Source organism: Streptomyces sp. NPDC087440 (genome assembly GCF_044744005.1).
Lineage (GTDB): Bacteria > Actinomycetota > Actinomycetes > Streptomycetales > Streptomycetaceae > Streptomyces.
On the sequence record NZ_JBIUXN010000004.1, the window covers coordinates 377631 to 394995 of the forward strand.

18 protein-coding genes and 1 pseudogene are annotated in these 17365 nt (G+C 67.4%); 5 read left to right on the forward strand and 14 right to left on the reverse strand.

Annotation, left to right across the window (positions count from 1 at the left end):
* Positions 1 to 25: 25 nt before the first annotated feature.
* Positions 26 to 658 carry a DUF6542 domain-containing protein gene (locus ACIO3O_RS12760; RefSeq protein WP_401744859.1) on the reverse strand — a complete coding sequence of 211 codons (633 nt, stop codon included), beginning with the start codon at positions 656 to 658 and terminating at the stop codon, positions 26 to 28.
* Between the two features lie 251 nt (positions 659 to 909).
* On the opposite strand from ACIO3O_RS12760, the gene ychF reads away from it, so the two are divergent.
* Positions 910 to 1998 carry a redox-regulated ATPase YchF gene (gene ychF, locus ACIO3O_RS12765; protein WP_401744860.1) on the forward strand — a complete coding sequence of 363 codons (1089 nt, stop codon included), beginning with the start codon at positions 910 to 912 and terminating at the stop codon, positions 1996 to 1998.
* A 154-nt stretch (positions 1999 to 2152) separates the two neighbouring features.
* Here the strand turns inward: ychF and ACIO3O_RS12770 are convergent, their stop codons facing one another.
* The 10 genes and pseudogenes from ACIO3O_RS12770 to ACIO3O_RS12815 form a co-directional block, all read right to left on the reverse strand.
* Complete coding sequence (locus ACIO3O_RS12770; RefSeq protein ID WP_401744861.1) at positions 2153 to 2623, reverse strand: NUDIX domain-containing protein; 471 nt, start codon at positions 2621 to 2623, stop codon at positions 2153 to 2155.
* Positions 2623 to 2797 (reverse strand): annotated as a pseudogene (locus ACIO3O_RS12775) (XRE family transcriptional regulator); the annotation flags it as partial. The gene ACIO3O_RS12770 and the pseudogene ACIO3O_RS12775, both read right to left, overlap by 1 nt.
* 49 nt (positions 2798 to 2846) lie before the next feature.
* Complete coding sequence (locus ACIO3O_RS12780; RefSeq protein ID WP_401744862.1) at positions 2847 to 3059, reverse strand: hypothetical protein; 213 nt, start codon at positions 3057 to 3059, stop codon at positions 2847 to 2849.
* 605 nt (positions 3060 to 3664) lie between these two features.
* Complete coding sequence (locus tag ACIO3O_RS12785; RefSeq protein WP_401744863.1) at positions 3665 to 4159, reverse strand: hypothetical protein; 495 nt, start codon at positions 4157 to 4159, stop codon at positions 3665 to 3667.
* Between the two features lie 72 nt (positions 4160 to 4231).
* A complete protein-coding gene (locus tag ACIO3O_RS12790) occupies positions 4232 to 4648 on the reverse strand; it encodes a hypothetical protein (protein WP_401744864.1) in 417 nt (138 codons plus the stop codon).
* Between the two features lie 667 nt (positions 4649 to 5315).
* Positions 5316 to 6599, reverse strand: coding sequence for a DNA sulfur modification protein DndB (locus ACIO3O_RS12795; RefSeq protein WP_401744865.1), 1284 nt, complete (start codon positions 6597 to 6599; stop codon positions 5316 to 5318).
* Between the two features lie 406 nt (positions 6600 to 7005).
* On the reverse strand, positions 7006 to 7422 hold the full coding sequence (locus ACIO3O_RS12800) for a PIN domain nuclease (protein WP_401744866.1): 417 nt from the start codon (positions 7420 to 7422) through the stop codon (positions 7006 to 7008).
* Entirely contained in the window at positions 7423 to 7650 is a 228-nt protein-coding gene (locus ACIO3O_RS12805) for a type II toxin-antitoxin system VapB family antitoxin (protein ID WP_401744867.1), read from the reverse strand.
* 285 nt (positions 7651 to 7935) lie between these two features.
* A complete protein-coding gene (locus ACIO3O_RS12810; protein ID WP_401744868.1) occupies positions 7936 to 8616 on the reverse strand; it encodes a YitT family protein in 681 nt (226 codons plus the stop codon).
* Positions 8617 to 8656: 40 nt separating this feature from the next.
* Positions 8657 to 10423, reverse strand: coding sequence for an amidohydrolase family protein (locus ACIO3O_RS12815; RefSeq protein ID WP_401744869.1), 1767 nt, complete (start codon positions 10421 to 10423; stop codon positions 8657 to 8659).
* Between the two features lie 183 nt (positions 10424 to 10606).
* Between ACIO3O_RS12815 and ACIO3O_RS12820 the strand changes: the two genes are divergently transcribed.
* A complete protein-coding gene (locus ACIO3O_RS12820) occupies positions 10607 to 11521 on the forward strand; it encodes a LysR family transcriptional regulator (RefSeq protein WP_401744870.1) in 915 nt (304 codons plus the stop codon).
* Positions 11522 to 11695: 174 nt separating this feature from the next.
* A complete protein-coding gene (locus ACIO3O_RS12825; RefSeq protein WP_401744871.1) occupies positions 11696 to 12286 on the forward strand; it encodes a malonic semialdehyde reductase in 591 nt (196 codons plus the stop codon).
* A gap of 91 nt (positions 12287 to 12377) precedes the next feature.
* Here ACIO3O_RS12825 and ACIO3O_RS12830 read toward each other — a convergent pair whose 3' ends face one another.
* On the reverse strand, positions 12378 to 12938 hold the full coding sequence (locus tag ACIO3O_RS12830) for a DUF4245 domain-containing protein (RefSeq protein ID WP_401744872.1): 561 nt from the start codon (positions 12936 to 12938) through the stop codon (positions 12378 to 12380).
* 174 nt (positions 12939 to 13112) lie between these two features.
* Here ACIO3O_RS12830 and glpX point away from each other — a divergent pair, with 174 nt between their 5' ends.
* Entirely contained in the window at positions 13113 to 14144 is a 1032-nt protein-coding gene (glpX, locus tag ACIO3O_RS12835; RefSeq protein WP_401744873.1) for a class II fructose-bisphosphatase, read from the forward strand.
* 83 nt (positions 14145 to 14227) lie between these two features.
* Here glpX and ACIO3O_RS12840 read toward each other — a convergent pair whose 3' ends face one another.
* Positions 14228 to 14611, reverse strand: a complete 384-nt coding sequence (locus ACIO3O_RS12840) for a WhiB family transcriptional regulator (RefSeq protein WP_189820779.1) — start codon at positions 14609 to 14611, stop codon at positions 14228 to 14230.
* 138 nt (positions 14612 to 14749) lie between these two features.
* Positions 14750 to 15439 carry a DUF1707 domain-containing protein gene (locus ACIO3O_RS12845; RefSeq protein WP_401744874.1) on the reverse strand — a complete coding sequence of 230 codons (690 nt, stop codon included), beginning with the start codon at positions 15437 to 15439 and terminating at the stop codon, positions 14750 to 14752.
* A 176-nt stretch (positions 15440 to 15615) separates the two neighbouring features.
* Here ACIO3O_RS12845 and ACIO3O_RS12850 point away from each other — a divergent pair, with 176 nt between their 5' ends.
* Complete coding sequence (locus ACIO3O_RS12850) at positions 15616 to 17286, forward strand: fumarate hydratase (RefSeq protein ID WP_401744875.1); 1671 nt, start codon at positions 15616 to 15618, stop codon at positions 17284 to 17286.
* Positions 17287 to 17365: the final 79 nt, after the last annotated feature.

A 17365-nucleotide genomic window follows, 5' to 3' on the forward strand; every position in this document is an offset into this window, starting at 1 on the left:
CGCGCCCCCGGCTGCTCGGCCCCGGCTACTCGGCGCGCGGCCGCTGCCGTCGTACGCCGCCACCGCCGGCGCCCGCCCGCGCCGGTGTCTGCGGTCGTACGGCGGCGGGGGCGACGGCCGCGGCGGCCCGCTCCGCCTGCCTGCGCGCCATCCGCCGCACCTTGCGGACGCTGGCGACCAGGCCGGCGACGAGCGTCCCCCCGTACAGCCATCCGGCATGGACGGCCAGCGCGGTGACGACGGCCATCAGCCGGCTCCCGAACCCGTCCGATCCCCCGGCGATGGGCACCAGACCGCACGCGAAGGCGATCGGCACGCTGATCGGCGCGGTCACCAGGTCGGCAGGCCGCACCCACAGCGCCGTCAACAGGCTGACCGGCAGGAACAGCACCCCGTACACGACGGGCGAGCCGCCCACCAGCACCTGGTCCAGGATCCCCACCAGCACCATGGCCGCCACGGCGAAGAGCCCGCCGCCGAGCCCGGTCAGCCGGGGGTTGGGCAGCCTGCGCAGCGCGAGGACCACGGGCGCGACGGGCCGCGCGGTCCTGCCTCCCCCGGCACTCCGGTAAACGGCCGAGGTCTCGGCTGTGACCCCCTGCGCGGCGACGTGCGGCCTGCGCTGCGGGGGACGGGGTCGGGTCCTGGGTTGCTCCACCGGACCAACGTAGGTCGCCGGACTGGCGGATTCCGGGCTTGGACACGCCCTTTGGCCGACCTTGGCACTGAGTTCGACGCATCCACACACCCCGACCACCCCCCGGGCACCTCCTCCCCCGCTCCTCCCCCTCCCCTCCCGCTCTCCTCCCCGTACGACACCCCTGCCCACCCGCCCGTAAACTGGGAGATCGGTCGGCCCGCCCCGGGCCGCAACCAGCTCTCCTCTCTCCGCTACGGGAAGTCGCCAACGTGTCGCTCACGATCGGAATCGTCGGTCTGCCGAATGTCGGCAAGTCGACCCTGTTCAACGCCCTGACCAAGAACGACGTGCTGGCGGCCAACTACCCGTTCGCCACCATCGAGCCGAACGTGGGCGTCGTCGGCGTCCCGGACCCACGCCTGACGGTCCTCGCCGGGATCTTCGACTCCCAGAAGATCCTCCCGGCCACGGTCGACTTCGTCGACATCGCGGGCATCGTCCGCGGCGCCTCGGAGGGCGAGGGCCTGGGCAACAAGTTCCTCGCGAACATCCGCGAGTCCGACGCGATCTGCCAGGTCATCCGCGCCTTCAAGGACGAGAACGTCGTCCACGTCGACGGCAAGGTGTCCCCCAAGGACGACATCGAGACGATCAACACCGAGCTGATCCTCGCCGACCTGCAGTCCGTCGAGAAGGCGGTCCCCCGCCTCACGAAGGAGTCCCGCCTCCAGAAGGAGAAGGTCGCCGTCCTCGCGGCCGTCGAGAAGGCCCAGAAGATCCTGGAATCCGGCGAAACCCTCTTCTCCGCCGGCATCACCAAGGGAACCGAGCAGGGCGACCTCCTCCACGAGCTGCACCTCCTCACCACCAAGCCCTTCCTCTACGTCTTCAACGTGGACGAGGACGAGCTGGTCGACGAGGACTTCAAGAACGAGCAGCGCGCCCTGGTCGCCCCCGCCGAGGCCATCTTCCTCAACGCCAAGATCGAGTCCGAGCTCATCGAGCTCGACGACGACGAGGCCCTGGAACTCCTCCAGTCCATGGGCCAGGAAGAGCCCGGCCTCGCCACCCTCGGCCGCGTCGGCTTCGCGACCCTCGGCCTCCAGACCTACCTCACGGCAGGCCCCAAGGAGACCCGCGCCTGGACGATCCCCCAGGGCGCCACGGCCCCCGAGGCGGCCGGTGTCATCCACACCGACTTCCAGAAGGGCTTCATCAAGGCCGAGATCATCTCCTTCGCCGACCTGGTCGAAACCGGCTCCGTCGCCGAGGCCCGCGCCAAGGGCAAGGCCCGCATGGAGGGCAAGGAGTACGTCATGCAGGACGGCGACGTGGTGGAGTTCCGCTTCAACGTGTAGCCCTGAATCCGGGGGCTTCTATCGCCCCAGGTAGATAGGAACAAACTCCCAGGTCAGAGCACTAACGGCCCGGCTACTCTTCGGAGTGGTTCGGGCCGTTTCTGCGTCTTACAGGCCCTGGTGGTGACTTGGTGGTGACCCACCTGACAGGCACTCAGCCCAGGTACGGGGCTTCCCGCCACTCCGTCGCGTGCTGCAGCCTGAGCCGTTGCGTGTGATGCATGTCCAGCTTCTCGACGTCCGCAGGGGCAACCCAGCGAAGCTCTGTCGACTCATCCGAGATAGCGAGGGTCCCGCCGACAAGTCGGGCCCGAAAGCACACGTTGAACTGTCGGCGTACCTCCCCATCGGTGTACGCGATGACATGCCGGGGGTCGGTGTACGTGCCGACGAGACCCGTGATCTCCACGTCTAGGCCGGTCTCTTCCTTCACCTCCCGGACGGCCGTCCCCGGTAGGGAGTCCGTCATCTCTATGCCACCACCCGGCAGAGCCCACAGACCAGAGTCAGAGCGCCGCTGTAGCAGGATGCGGCCCTGGTCATCCGTGACCACAGCAGAGACCGCCACCACGAGACTGTTCGGCTCAGGTGCATCGGGATCGTCGTAGAACTCAGTCCGTGCCATCAGGTGACCTCCTGGCCGGTTGCCCACACTGCGTCGAAGCTGCCCGCGTACCCGTCGAACATCCGGCCACCCTCCGCCCGGCGAAGGTGCCACAAGGGCCGCGTAGGCATTCACGCCCCAAACGTGGGCATCCACCAACACTTGATCATCGACCCGGTACAAGTTGTTGTAGAGCAACCTCATCGCAAAAAAGATCTCCCCGCAGTACCGGCTCACGATCTACCTACAGGCCGGACTCGGCCTGCGCATCAGCGAGACCCTCGCCTTCCCCGCCGACTGCCACCGCGACGGCTTCGCCCGCATCCGCCGACAGGTCAGTACCAAAGCGCACCGCGATGACTGCATCACCCGGTTCATCCCACTCAAGCACCGGGCCGAAGGTAGGTACCGCGACGTCCCCACCCCAGCCTTCCTCGCCGAAGAGATCGACACCCATCTGCGCGACTGGGGCACCACGGCGGTCGGCGACATCCAGGCCCTCTTCGCCCCGCGCGAACGCGGCAAGGGAATCATGCCCACCGCCAACACCTACAGCCACCATTTCCGCAAAGCCCTCAAAGACGCATGCATCACCAAGCCCGACGGCAGACCCAAGTACACCCCCCACGGCCTACGGCGCTTCTTCGCCTCCACCGCCCTCGCCCACGGCACCCCCCTCCACGAGGTCTCCGCTGGCTCGGCCACTGCTCCATCAAGACCACCGTCGACGTCTACGGACACCTCGTCCCCGCCTCCTGGGACCGCTGCCGCACGATCATGCAGAACGCCCTACGGCCGGGCACTCCGCCCAGCGGGACGCCAGGAACCCCCGGCAGCCCGCTGGACCCCGCGTGAACAGCCGGTCGCCGACCCGCCGTTCCACAGGTCGAAAGTCTGGTAGCGGCCGGGCCGAGTTCTGTTCCGACGGACCGGGACAGGCCCCATACCGACACCAGGCAGGTGCCCCAATCTGCATACGTCTGCCCGGCGAGGATCTCCTACTCGCTATCTCACACCGCGCTTCCAGGTACCGTCGGCCGGGTGCCGTCGCACAGGCTGGTACTACAGCGGGCCCAGGATCTCGGCGAAGTCCAGGGCGAGGCGTCCGACAGAGCCAGCGTTCATGGGGTCGCGGCTGAGCGCGTAGATGAACAGGGCGGCTGCGGCTAGGAAATGGAGTACCGCTGCGACCCGTTCGGTGCCGTACGACCACGGGGTTCGGGCGAGAGCCTGGAAGAGTATGCGGTACTCAAGGTAGAGGCTGACGCCCATCACGCAGACCGCGTAGACGATCTCCCACCAGACCGACGGCCCGGGATCCGCCTTGAAGACCATCTGCAGGCTGGTTCCTCCGATGAGCAGCGGAAGAGGTGCGAGGAGGAAGAGCACGTAGGTGAGGGGGGTATACCACGGCCCGACCGTGTACGTGTAACCGTAGTCGCCGCCGTCGTCCTCGTCTGCGTCATCATCGCTGGGACCTGCACCATCCTCCGGGGAATACGTCCCAGTGAAGTGGTAATGATGCTCGATGTACTGGTCACGGCCGGCTTGCGTCACGGACGCTTGGTCCGAGGCGCTCCCATACAGGAGCCATGATTCCTCGGACTCGTGAGGCTCAGGGCTCATCGCTCATCGCTCAGTGATCTGCTGGTCGCGTCCCGCCTGATAGATGCGCCCGTGGCCTGTTGCGGAGGCATGCAGGCTTATCCGGGGGCGGTCTTCGCGGGCCGCTTCGGCGCAGAGCACGTCGGACAGCTCCCGTATCGCCTCGGCTGCCCCAGGTTGAGCGAGAAGCAGGGAGAGGGCATGGCCCTGCCAGGCGGAAACCAGAGCGGACTCTGTCTGATGGTCTTCGTCACGAAGTGCGTCGGCGAGGGTGTCACGCGCGCTGTCGAAGTCTTGGACGACCGTATCGGCCGCCTCGGGGCGGAAGCGACGCCATACCGTGACAACCCCCTCGCGCGCCCGTTCCCAGCTGTCCGTGGCCATCGCGGTCACGATGGCTGTTCCGGCCGTACCGGCAATGGCGACGATCTGCGGGTCCATTCTTCCTCCTGGAGAAGGCGGCCAGACACTTCATCACAGCCAATCGCTACAGTCGCGACTATAGAGCGGTCGGCCACAACTCCGCATGAAGCAGACTCAGTTGCACCTTCAACGGCGTTCAGGCAAGTCGCAACATACCCAGATCTACGAGGCGGCCCGCGCCGGAGCTCGGCTCTGGTCTGAGGCGGTCGTATCCACCTCTCCCGAAGAAGCACATCACGGATCACTCTCACGCTCCCCCCACGTCGGCTTCGATGCGAACAGCGTGGCCACCGGGGCCGATTTGGCATCCATGCTGATGCGCAGCACGCACTGGGCCGACATCGACCCAGTGCGGCCCCGCCCAACCGACTGGGTCTACACGATCGATCGAAGTTCGCTGCGGGGGCGTTTCGATCGGCACCGATCTCTGGCCCTGCCGAACCTTGCTCCCGCCCTCGTGCTGCGTGGATCTCTCTACACTCGCTAGGTAGTCCGCAGCCACACCACCGCAGGCGCGATCCCCGACGGTCCCGACGGCCACGTGAGGCACATCCGCCACCGCGTAGCAGACGACGTTCACGCACGTACCAGGCGCGGCATTCGGGCCCAGTAGTGCGGATCGAGGGGGCACGCAACGAGCCCCCTCCGCATAAGACTGGGAGGAGGCTCCGGCGTTGCTGGTGGATCAGATAGCGGCCGGGGCCTTCTTGTACCAGTCCGTGATCACCTTGGTCAGGTGCACGACGTTCTGCTGACGCATGATCGGGGCGGAGGCGTTCGGCTCGAAGTCCGCGTTCGCGGCCGTAGTGCGCCAGATGCTGTCCTCGGTGACTGGGGCGACCATGTGCCGGTCAAGCCGCTTGAAGAACTCCTGGACGTCACCGTCCTCGGCTCCGTCCTCCCGCAGATTTCGGTAGACGCCACCCAAGACGCGGAGCATGCCCACTGAACCCAGGAGAGAAGACTCGCGCAGTTGCATGGCCTTGGTGGGGGGCGCAGGCATCTCGTTCTTCTTCTTGTCCGAGAGCGAAGGGTCGTAATTGTCCACGTCCTCTTCGGTGATCTCCGCGAGCGCGGTGAAGGCGACGGAGATGACATCCAGGAAGCCGCGGACGCTCTCGATGACTTCGTTGTCGGTGAGTGACTCGACCTTCTTGCTGACGCGGCCACCAGGACCAGCGATGACGGCCCGCGTGATATCGGCGACGTGCTTGGCGCCCATCAAGTTGCGGTTGGTCAGGGTCATCCGGTCCCGTTCGACGTCAACCTTGCCCAGGAAGAGGGGGTGCTGGACGATATCCGTGAGTGTGCGGTTGGCGATGCGTGAGGTGTCGAAGCGTGCCCGTACAGCACCGGAAATGCCCTTGGCGTTGTCCGCGACATCGACGAACATCTGTTGGCCACTGACACCGTCGGGCTCCACGTAGATGTCGATGCCGACGAACTCGTCCTTGAGCCGTTGCATTCGGGCGATCATGGCCTCGCGTTCCTGCTCCAGCTTCGCCCGCTTGGCCTCGTTGGCACGGTGGATCTCCCGGTCGATGCGGGAAACCTCGTCCGTAATGCGCTTCTTTTCCAGGTGGACCCCGAGGATGCGGTGCTGGCCGTCGATCGTGATCAGGCGACCGATGCCGCCGATGGACCACGGGACGGTGAGGTAGCCGACCGAGCCATCTTCACTGATCGGCTCGAAGCGACAGCCGCCGGTGTCTCGGATGAGGAGCGTCGGGGCCACCCAGCCGGGGTTATCGGCGAGATACTGGCCGAATCCCTTGGCATGGTTGATGTCCACCTTGCGGTTATCCGGGTCGGGCTTGGCCGGGTCAGGGATGGTGAGGATGGTTGAGAGGTCCGCGAGCGGGATGCGCGTCGTGTAAACGATCCGGCCGCCCTGGCTAGTGCGGAGCGCAAGGTAGGTGGACTCCTCACGCACCAGGGAGAGGCGCGACGAGTCGACAGTGATGGCCACAGATAGCATCCTTTTCGGCGAGCTAGGCCGCCACTCGGCCCACGCAAGCCCGAAAGCTACCCACATTGCATCCCGATCGTCAAATTAGTGCGCTAATTTCACGGCGTAGCCGATAAGTGTCCGCAGTGCCCGGCAATTGAGGTGCGCGCCGACCATCCGGCTGACTGCCACTGACCAACCGTCCGAGTGACCACTGATCTTCGTGGGTGGTGGCATTCTGCGGCCGGGAGGGGGCGGTCGGCCTCGCTGCCCGCGTGCGGCATCACGCCGTGCGACGCAGCCGCGCCGCACGGGTTTGCCCGCCCCCGCCGGTTCACTCAATGACGGGCCGCGGGTTGCTGGCAGCCAGGCCACAACGGCGGAGACCTCTACTCGCGCGTGGGGCACAACGACGAAGTGCCGTGCGTCAGTCGGCTGTTCCCGGCTCCACGACCCACTGGCAGCGCTGCCCGGTGATGCCGACGATCATGTCGTAGTCGGCGTCGTGGTGGAGGACGATTGCGCCGCTCAGTTCGGCAGTCGCGGCGACGAGCAGGTCCGGGAGGGACAGTGCGCGGTGGAAGCCGCGCTCGACAGCGGCACGCTGAATCTCCAGGGCGCGATCGAAGACCCGGTCGTCGCCATAGAGGTAGTCGAAGCCCCGGAGCCACGCCGCGACGGCGGGGGCCTCGCTCTTTCCGCGAATGCTGTATATGAGTTCGTACTCGACGGCAGGGCAGATCGCCAGCAGTCCTCGCTCGTGCAGCGGATCGAGGATTGCCGCGACCAGGGGCAGGTGCCAGCGGGCGAGGGCGGACTTGTCGACCAGGAACGGAGCGCTCACTCAGACTGCCCTCGTGCCCCGGTCGGGGTCCGTCACCTTCGTGTTCTCGACGATCTCACCGAAGTCGAGTTCACCCGACTTGACGGCGTCGATGAACTGCTGACGGAGACGGCGCTTCACGGCATCCTCCACAGCCGCACGCACGGCGGCCGCCTTGGTCTTCGTGCCGTATATCTCCTTGGCCTGCGCGACCATCTCGTCGTCCAGGTCGATCATTGTCCGGGACATCCACAACTCCTCTCAGCGAAACAAACGACACCAAACGGTAGCACTGAATGGTGTCGTTCTCGTTGGGAGTCCTGCTACTGGAGGGCGCGGCAGCGGCCGGGGGCGGCTGGTCGCTCCACCGTTCCCGGCAGCTGGATCCTGGCTGGATCTACACCGCTGCTCCGGCATTCGGCTGGCCAAAATCCGGTTCCGGTGTTCCGCTTCAACGTCGGAACCGGAAACGCCCCGGGTCCCGTGCACTGAGTGCACGGGGCCCGGGGCATTTTCGGGGGTCGGGCAGCGGGGTCACGCCCGGTCGGGTTGAGGAGAGAAGCGCTGGAAGAGGAAGAAGTAGAGGCGGATGTACTGGCCGACGAGGATGCCGTTGATGATGGTGCCCTCGCGGATGAAGTGCGGGGAGCCGAGGCAGAGCAGGCCGACGGCGGCCGAGATGAGCAGCAGGGTGCAGTCGAAGGACGTCTTGAGGTTGCCCCACTTCCAGCCGGTGCGGTGGAAGACGGTGTTGACGAACATGTCGACCGGCATGAGGACGAGGTTGGCGCGGATCATCAGGAAGAGGCCGAAGGCGAGCGTCGCGTCCGCGAGGACCAGCAGGGCGAACTTGGCGGCGTAGGCGTCCGGTGCGATCCACTGCGTCAGCTTGAGGTTCAGGTCGAGGAAGGAGGCCAGGGCGAGGGCCGGGATCAGGGAGAGGAAGTTCCTGAGCTTGAAGGCCTTCGGCATGGCCAGGTAGGTGAGGAGGAGCATGAGGAGTTCGAGGAGGAAGTTGAACGTCCCCTGGCTCATCCCGGGGAACACCAGGGTCATGGTGCGGGTGAGGCTGCTCTGCGGTGAGATGCCGATGCCGGCCCTGATGGCCAGGCTGACACCGAACGTCAGCAGGTAGATTCCGGCGGCGTAGGTGATCCACCGTCGCGTCAGGCTTCCGGTGTCGACGACTCCTGTTTCCGCTTCGTTCTGCAACACGGGCTTCTCCTGTGGCTACTGACCGGACGGGAAGCGGTCGTCAGACCATGAACCCGAAGCGGTCGAGGGAGATGAAGAGGGTCAGGAGCTTGTTGACGACCGGCTCGCCCTCGTTGTGGTGGCCGAGGTCGGCCAGGGCCGCGTCGATGTCACGGGTGGCGGTGACCAGGCCCGTGAGGTCCGTGTCGGCCATGACGCCGTAGATGGGCAGGTCCAGTTCGGCCCGGGGGCGGCCGTCCTCGGTGACCAGGCAGCCGCCGACGCGGGTGTCCAGCCGGGTGAGGTTGGCGTGCATCTCGGTGCTGTCGGAGCCGACGACGACGAAGTAGGGGTACGGCGCGGGCCAGAAGGTGGAGACCGCACCGCGGGAGATCGAGACGCCCTTGAAGAGGCCGTTGACGACGTGGCGTTCGCCGTCCTTCGCGTAGCGCTGGACGACGGAGATCCGGTTGAGGGGGGTGCCGTCCGCCTCGGGCACGACGCGTCCGTCGCGGAAGGGGACCCAGATCTCCTGGGCGAACTTGAGGTGGCCGCGGCCGTAGACGTCGAAGAGGAGGACCTTGGCGCGGCTGCCGTCGGCCGAGATCTCGATCGGGGTGAGGTCCAGCTGGGCGGGGGTGAGGTCGGTGAGGCCCGGGTGGGGCTGCTTGACCATGCCGGAGTAGTCGAGGTCGGAGGTGGTGGTGAGCAGCTTGCGGTCCTGGGCGACGAGTTGGCCGCCCTTGAAGACGTACCGGGGGTTGATGGTGGAGAGGCTGTCGGTGAGGACGATGTCGGCGTAGCGGCCGGGGGCGAGGGAGCCGAACTCGTTGTCCATGCCGAAGGACCGGGCGGCGTAGAGGGTGCCCATCTTGATGGCGTGGAGGGGGTTCATGCCCATCTCGACGGCCAGGGAGATCACCCAGTCGATGTGGCCCTTGGTCAGGACGCGGTCGACGGAGATGTTGTCCGCGCAGAGCTGGAAGTTCTCGGCGGGCCAGCGGCGCTTGACGATGGCGCGCAGCATCGTCTTGATGACCTCGGGGCTGCCGACGCCGAATTTGATCTGGGTGTTCAGGCCGTAGCGGACGCTCCGCTCGATGTCGTCCTCGTTCCAGACGTCGTGGTTGTTGTGCGCGCCGATCGCGGGCATGTAGTTGAGGAGCATGTCCGAGAGTGCGGTGACGCCCCAATGGCTGTTCACCCAGCCGCCGTTGGCACGGCCGAGGGCGGAGCGGCGGAAGTCGTCGTCGTTGCCCGTCATGTACGAGAGGTGGGCGAGCTCGCCGAGACCGATCACCGGGTCCATCTCCAGCATGGCCTCGGTCACCTCGACCGAGGTCTTCTTGCCGGGGGCGAAGGCGTAGATCCGGTACGGGAGTTTCTCGTGGTCCTTGAAGAGGGCCCGGGCCGCCTCGATCGCCTCGTCGCCGGCCGCGCTCGCGAAATCCAGGGTTTCGGCGAATATCGTCGTCGTACCGCTGGGGACGATTGCTTCGCCGAAAGCGGCGGGGTGGGCGAGTTGGGCGTCGAAGTGCAGGTGTGCGTCGATGAGTCCGGGAATCGCGTACAGGCCCTGGCCGTCGAAGACTTCGCGGGTCCGTACGATCGACTCGTCGGGATTCAGGGCGATGATGCGCTGTCCGTGGACCAGGATGGAGCCCTCGAACACCGTCTCGCTGTGGACATCCAGAATGTGCAGATTCCGCAGGAGGAGATCGGCCGTCTTTTCCCCGTGCAGGATTCCGAAGATGGTGCGGACGTGTTCGTCGTGCATCGGTACGGTGTCCGTGCCGCTGGGCCGGTTCGCCTGGTCCACCTGGGCCATGATTTCCTCGTTCCGTCGCTCGTACGGCGTCAACTGCCGTTCCGCAGAAGGCAGTCGGCCGTATGTGTTCCTGTGCGTCGAGAACATGGAATTGCAGGAGACCGTTGCTGACAAGCAGCCGTTTTCGCACGGACCGTACTCATTTTGTGCACGGTCCGATACGGTCCGGACCGGGAGGCCGTCATGCTGCACTCACGCTTGCTGCACTACATCGACGAGGTGGCCCGCTGCGGGTCCATCCGGGCGGCGGGGGCGCGGCTGCACGTCGCCCCGTCGGCCATCAACAGGCAACTCCTGCTGCTGGAGAAGGAGCTGGGCGAGGCGTTGTTCGAGCGCATGCCGCGCGGCATGCGGCTGACGCCCGCCGGTGAGGTGCTGCTGGCGCACGCGCGCCGGACCATGCAGGACTACCGCGAGGCCGTGGCCGCGATGCGCGATCTCCACGCGCTGCCGAGCGGGGAGGTGGTGATCGCCACGATGACCGGTCTGGCGAGCGGCATCGTCGCCGCCGCGACGGCGGATTTCTCCGCCCGTTATCCCGAGGTGCGGATTTCGATACGGGCGATGTCGGGGCACGACATTCTGCGGGCCGTACTGGACGGTGAGGCCGATCTCGGGCTGGGGTTCAACGTCCCTTCCTCGATGCAGCTGGAAATCTGCTGGCAGTTCGCGACCCGGCTGGGCGCCGTCCTCGCGCCGACGCATCCGCTGGCCGCCATGGAGTCCATTCCGCTGGCCCATTGTGCGGCGCACCCGCTGGTTTTCGCGGACCGGTCGATGGTGATTCACGGAATCATCGCGGACACCTTCGTCGAGGCCGGGATCAAGATCGAGCCCGCTTTCCACACCAATTCCATCGAGACGATGAAACGGCTCGCCGTGTCGGGCGACGCCATCGCCTTCCTCAGCAAATTCGACATCGCCGAGGAACGGCAGAGCGGAACGCTTGCCTTCCGGCCGGTGAGCGACCGCGCGTTCAGCAACAACATCCTCTCCCTGGTCCGCCGCGAGAAGCACGGCCACGGCCCGGCGGGGCTGCTCTTCGCCGAGGAGGTCCTGCGCACCCTGGAGTCCGTCGTGTCCCGCCCGGCCGCATGAGACCGCCGTGACCGCCCCCCGCGTCGCCCGGTGCCCCCTGCGCACCAGCCCTTTCGGACCGGTGGGAGGATGTGAGCCCCGCCACGATCACACCGGTTTAGTTGAAACTTAACCTAAAGCTGTTCTACGGTGAGGTCATCGCTTGATCCTCCGCACGTTTGGAAGGCACGACGCATGTCCCTCGTTCTTGACCCCGCCGCCCAGGACCTCCTCTTCCGCGAGGCCCGCACCGCCAACACGTTCACCGACGAGCCGGTGACCGAGGAGCAGGTCCAGGCGATCTACGACCTGGTCAAGTTCGGCCCGACCGCGTTCAACCAGTCGCCGCTGCGCATCACGCTGGTCCGCTCCGAGGAGGCCCGCGAGCGCCTCGTCAACCTGATGGCCGAGGGCAACCAGCCGAAGACCCGCACCGCTCCGCTGGTCGCGATCCTCTCCGCCGACAACGAGTTCCACGACGAGCTCCCGGCGCTGCTCCCGCACTTCCCGCAGGCCAAGGACCTCTTCTTCTCGGAGCGCCCGGTCCGCGAGCAGGCCGCGCTGGTCAACGCCACCCTCCAGGCCGGTTACTTCATCGTCGGCGTCCGCGCCGCCGGTCTGGCCGCCGGTCCGATGACGGGCTTCGACTTCGCTGCCGTCCAGAAGGAGTTCCTGGACGACGACCACACCCCGCTGATGGTCATCAACATCGGCAAGCCGGGCGAGGACGCCTGGTTCCCGCGCTCCCCGCGTCTGGCGCTGGACGAGGTCATCACGACCGTCTGAGCCAAAAGGGCAGGAAGAAGGGGCCGTCGCACCGGGCAGGTGCGACGGCCCCTTCCGCATGCACGGGGGAATTCCGCATGCACGCGGGAAGCTACTTCGCCGAGGGCTGGTCCGACGGCTCCGCCGCCTTCGGCTTCAGGGCCTTCGCCATCTCCGTCAGCCGCTCGTCCTTCGCCGTACCGAGGACGACCGTCGTCGCGCCCTTGTCGGTGCGCACCAGGGCGTCGTACTTCTCGCCCTTCCAGACCTGCCAGTCCGCGCCGCCGACCGCCTGCGTCGTACCCGTGTTCTTCGCCTGGAGGGTGACCTCGGGCACGTACTTCGCCGGGTCCTTCGTCGACTGCTCGACCGCCACGTACTCCTTCTCGGGGTCGAGGAAGCCCAGGTGCCAGGCCTTGCCCTCGTTCCCGCGGTACGTCACCGAGGTCGCGCGCCACTCCTTCGGCAGGCCCTGCGGGGCCAGCACCGGGTAGGGGGCGGACCGCTGGGCCGTGCTGAGCTCGACCCGGTAGTCGACCGGCTTGATCGGGTCGGCGTCCTCGTCGTGCGGGATGACGGTGTAGACGAGGGCGACCACGGCCCCGATGACCACCATCGAGAGCACCATGTCCCGGATCTTCTGATTGCCACGCTTCGCTGCCACGCCCTCCATGGTCCCTCATGGGGTTCACGGGCTCGGTCGCGACCCCGGCGCCGCGGGGACGTAACCGATATGCCGCTCATACGTGCACCCCCTCTGCTCATTTTGTCGATGTACGGATAGAGTCGCACTACCGCCACCGCACCCGTGCAGCCACACAGGCAGAACAGAAAGGGTTGCTCACCGATGACCGAGCACCAGCTCCCGTCGCAGCTCGAAGTCCCCGCCGAGGCTCCCGACCGCAACCTCGCCCTTGAGCTCGTACGCGTCACGGAGGCCGCCGCGATGGCCGCCGGCCGCTGGGTGGGCCGCGGCGACAAGAACGGTGCGGACGGCGCGGCGGTCAACGCCATGCGCACCCTCGTGTCGACCGTGTCGATGAACGGCGTCGTCGTCATCGGCGAGGGCGAGAAGGACGAAGCCCCGATGCTCTACAACGGGGAGCACATCGGCGACGGCACCGGCGCCGAGGTCGACATCGCGGTCGACCCGATCGACGGCACCACGCTCAACGCCAAGGGCATGCCCAACGCCATCGCCGTACTGGCCGCCGCCGACCGGGGGACGATGTTCGACCCGTCGGCCGTCTTCTACATGGACAAGCTGGTCACCGGCCCGGAGGCGGCCGACTTCGTCGACATCAACGCCCCCGTCGCGGTGAACATCCGCCGCGTCGCCAAGGCCAAGAACTCCACGCCCGAGGACGTCACCGTGATGATCCTGGACCGTCCCCGCCACGAGGGGATAGTCAAGGAGATCCGGGAGACCGGCGCCCGCATCCGGTTCATCTCCGACGGCGACGTCGCCGGTTCGGTCATGGCGGTGCGCGAGGGCACCGGCGTCGACCTCCTGATGGGCATCGGCGGCACCCCCGAGGGCATCATCAGCGCCTGCGCGATCAAGTGCCTGGGCGGCACGATCCAGGGCAAGCTGTGGCCCAAGGACGACGCCGAGCGCCAGCGCGCCATCGACGCCGGTCACGACCTGGACCGCGTCCTGCACACGAACGACCTGGTCAGCGGCGAGAACGTGTTCTTCGTCGCCACCGGCATCACCGACGGCGAGCTGCTCCGCGGTGTCCGCTACCGCTCGGCGACCGCGACCACGCAGTCGCTCGTGATGCGCTCCAAGTCGGGCACGATCCGCCAGATCGACTCGACCCACCGCCTGTCGAAGCTGCGCGCGTACAGCGCGATCGACTTCGACCGCGCGAAGTAGCTCCTCGTACGACGCATACGTCGAAACCGTACGTCGAAGGGGCGGCCACCTGCTGAGAGGTGGCCGCCCCTTCGACGTACGGATCAACCCGCGATGCGGTGGTCCCCCGCCCCCGGCGCGGACTTCAGCTCCATCTCGCGGCGGCGGCGCCTGGCCAGCACCACCCGGCGCTCGGCGGCGGTCAGGCCGCCCCAGACGCCGTACGGCTCGGGCTGGAGGAGGGCGTGCTCGCGGCACGCGATCATCACCGGACAGCGGGCGCAGACCCGCTTCGCGGCCTCCTCGCGGGCCAGCCTGGATGCGGTCGGCTCCTTCGACGGGGCGAAGAACAGCCCGGCTTCGTCCCGGCGGCACACCGCCTCCGTGTGCCAGGGGCCGGCCTGGTCCCGCTGATCACGGACCGGTGCCGGAACACGTTGTGCGGGCACGGACGCGACCTGCAAGGACTGATGCGGCGGTTGCAGCACGGTCTACTCCTGACGACGGCTTCGCGAGCGAGCGACGATGCGCAGTCCCTACCCGCTGTGCCGACGCCTATGCACAGGGTTTCGAACCATGTCCAGTACGCGTCACCCCGGCGTGTCGGCGGCCGGGGCGCCGGGAGGTCAGCTCCCGAGGTGTTTGCGCAGGCGATCGTGCAGGTCGGCGATGAGCTTGCCGCGCTTGGGCTTCGCCTCGATGTTGCCGAGCACCGCCATGCCGTTGATGACGACCACCGGGGCCTCGGGGTCGGTGGCCTCCAGGGTGCGGATCTCGAAGTTGCCGAGGATGCCGTTCCCGTTGCCGCGCAGGGTGATGTTCTCCGGGACGGTGATCTCGACGTTGCCGAAGACGGAGGTCGCGTTGATGGTGGTGAGGCGCTGCGAGAAGAGGGCCTCGGTCAGGTCGATCTCGATGTTGCCGAACAGTGCGAAGGCGTTCGTCCGGGCGCCGATGCGCCAGCGGCCCTTGCGGGTGGTGCTGCTGAGGACGGCCACCAGGCTCTCGGTGGGCTCGGCCGTCTGACTCGCGTCGTACGCGTACGGAGCGGCCTGGGGCGCCGACGCGGGAGCCGCAGCACCGCCGGGCACGGGCAAGTCCCGTACCAGGGGCTCCAGTTCGGCCACGGTCTTGGCGCGGTAGACGGCGTCGATCCGCTCGCCGTGCTCCTCGGCGTCGAGCCGCCCCTCGGCCAGCGCCTCGCGCAGGATGTCCGCGACGCGGTCGCGGTCGGCGTCGGAGGCGCGCAGGGCGGGGGCCGCGTCCGCGGGCTCCGCGTACGGGAGGGGCTGCTGGGGCTTCTTCTCGAGGTCCACCAGAACACCGTACCGAAACGCGATAGATCGCGACAGGGGGCGGAGCGCGCTCTCCGGACCGCTTCAGGTGAGGCGGACCTCACCCGCGGGGCGGGACGGCCGCGTCATACGCTGAGAGGTGCGCTGCCAATGGAGGCATGCGTCGCCGTCTGCCTGCCTAGTGAGGAATGGCCGAAATGCCAGATTTTGCGTACTCCGATCTGCTGCCACTGGGAGAGGACACCACGCCCTACCGGCTGGTGACCGCCGAGGGTGTCTCCACCTTCGAGGCCGACGGGCGTACGTTCCTGACGGTGGAGCCCGAGGCGCTGCGCACGCTGGCCGCCGAGGCCATGCACGACATCTCGCACTACCTGCGCCCCGCGCACCTCGCGCAGCTGCGCCGCATCATCGACGACCCGGAGGCTTCGGGGAACGACAAGTTCGTCGCCCTGGACCTGCTGAAGAACGCGAACATCGCGGCGGCGGGCGTGCTGCCGATGTGCCAGGACACGGGCACGGCGATCGTCATGGGCAAGCGCGGGCAGAACGTGCTCACGGAGGGCGAGGACGAGAAGGCCCTCTCCCACGGCATCTTCGACGCGTACACCAAGCTGAACCTGCGCTACTCGCAGATGGCCCCGCTGAACATGTGGGAGGAGAAGAACACCGGCTCCAACCTCCCCGCCCAGATCGAGCTGTACGCGACCGACGGCGGTGCGTACAAGTTCCTCTTCATGGCGAAGGGCGGCGGCTCCGCCAACAAGTCCTTCCTCTTCCAGGAGACGAAGGCGGTCCTCAACGAGGCCTCCATGATGAAGTTCCTGGAGGAGAAGATCCGCTCGCTGGGGACGGCCGCCTGTCCGCCGTACCACCTGGCGATCGTGGTCGGCGGTACGTCGGCGGAGTTCGCGCTGAAGACGGCGAAGTACGCCTCCGCGCACTACCTGGACGAGCTGCCGTCCGAGGGCTCGCCGACCGGGCACGGCTTCCGGGACCAGGAGCTGGAGCAGAAGGTCTTCGAGCTGACGCAGAAGATCGGGATCGGGGCGCAGTTCGGCGGCAAGTACTTCTGCCACGACGTGCGGGTGGTGCGGCTGCCGCGGCACGGGGCGTCGCTGCCGGTGGCCATCGCGGTGTCCTGCTCGGCGGACCGGCAGGCCACTGCCAAGATCACCGCCGAGGGCGTGTTCCTGGAGGAGCTGGAGAAGGACCCGGCGCGGTTCCTGCCGGACACGACGGACGAGCACCTCTCGTCGTCCGACGAGGACGTTGTACGGATCGACCTCAACCGGCCCATGGACGAGGTCCTGGCCGAGCTGACGAAGTACCCCGTGAAGACCCGGCTCTCGCTGACCGGACCGCTGGTCGTCGCCCGTGACATCGCACACGCGAAGATCAAGGAGCGGCTGGACGCGGGTGAGGAGATGCCGCAGTACCTCAAGGACCACCCGGTGTACTACGCCGGTCCGGCGAAGACGCCCGAGGGGTACGCCTCGGGGTCGTTCGGCCCGACCACGGCCGGGCGGATGGACTCGTACGTCGAGCAGTTCCAGGCGGCGGGCGGGTCGAAGGTGATGCTGGCGAAGGGGAACCGGTCCCAGCAGGTCACGGACGCGTGCGCCGCGCACGGGGGGTTCTACCTCGGGTCGATCGGCGGGCCTGCGGCCCGGCTGGCGCAGGACTGCATCAAGAAGGTCGAGGTCGTCGAGTACGAGGAGCTCGGCATGGAGGCGGTCTGGAAGATCGAGGTCGAGGACTTCCCGGCGTTTGTCGTGGTCGACGACAAGGGCAACGACTTCTTCACGGCGCCGGCGGGGGCTCCGCTGGTCACGAGCATTCCGGTGCGGGGGCCGGGGATGGTCTGAGGGGGTTCCCTCTGGGGGGCGGGGGTTGGCTGAGGGGGTTCCCTCCCCGGGGGGCGGGGGTTGGCCTGAAGGGTTTCCC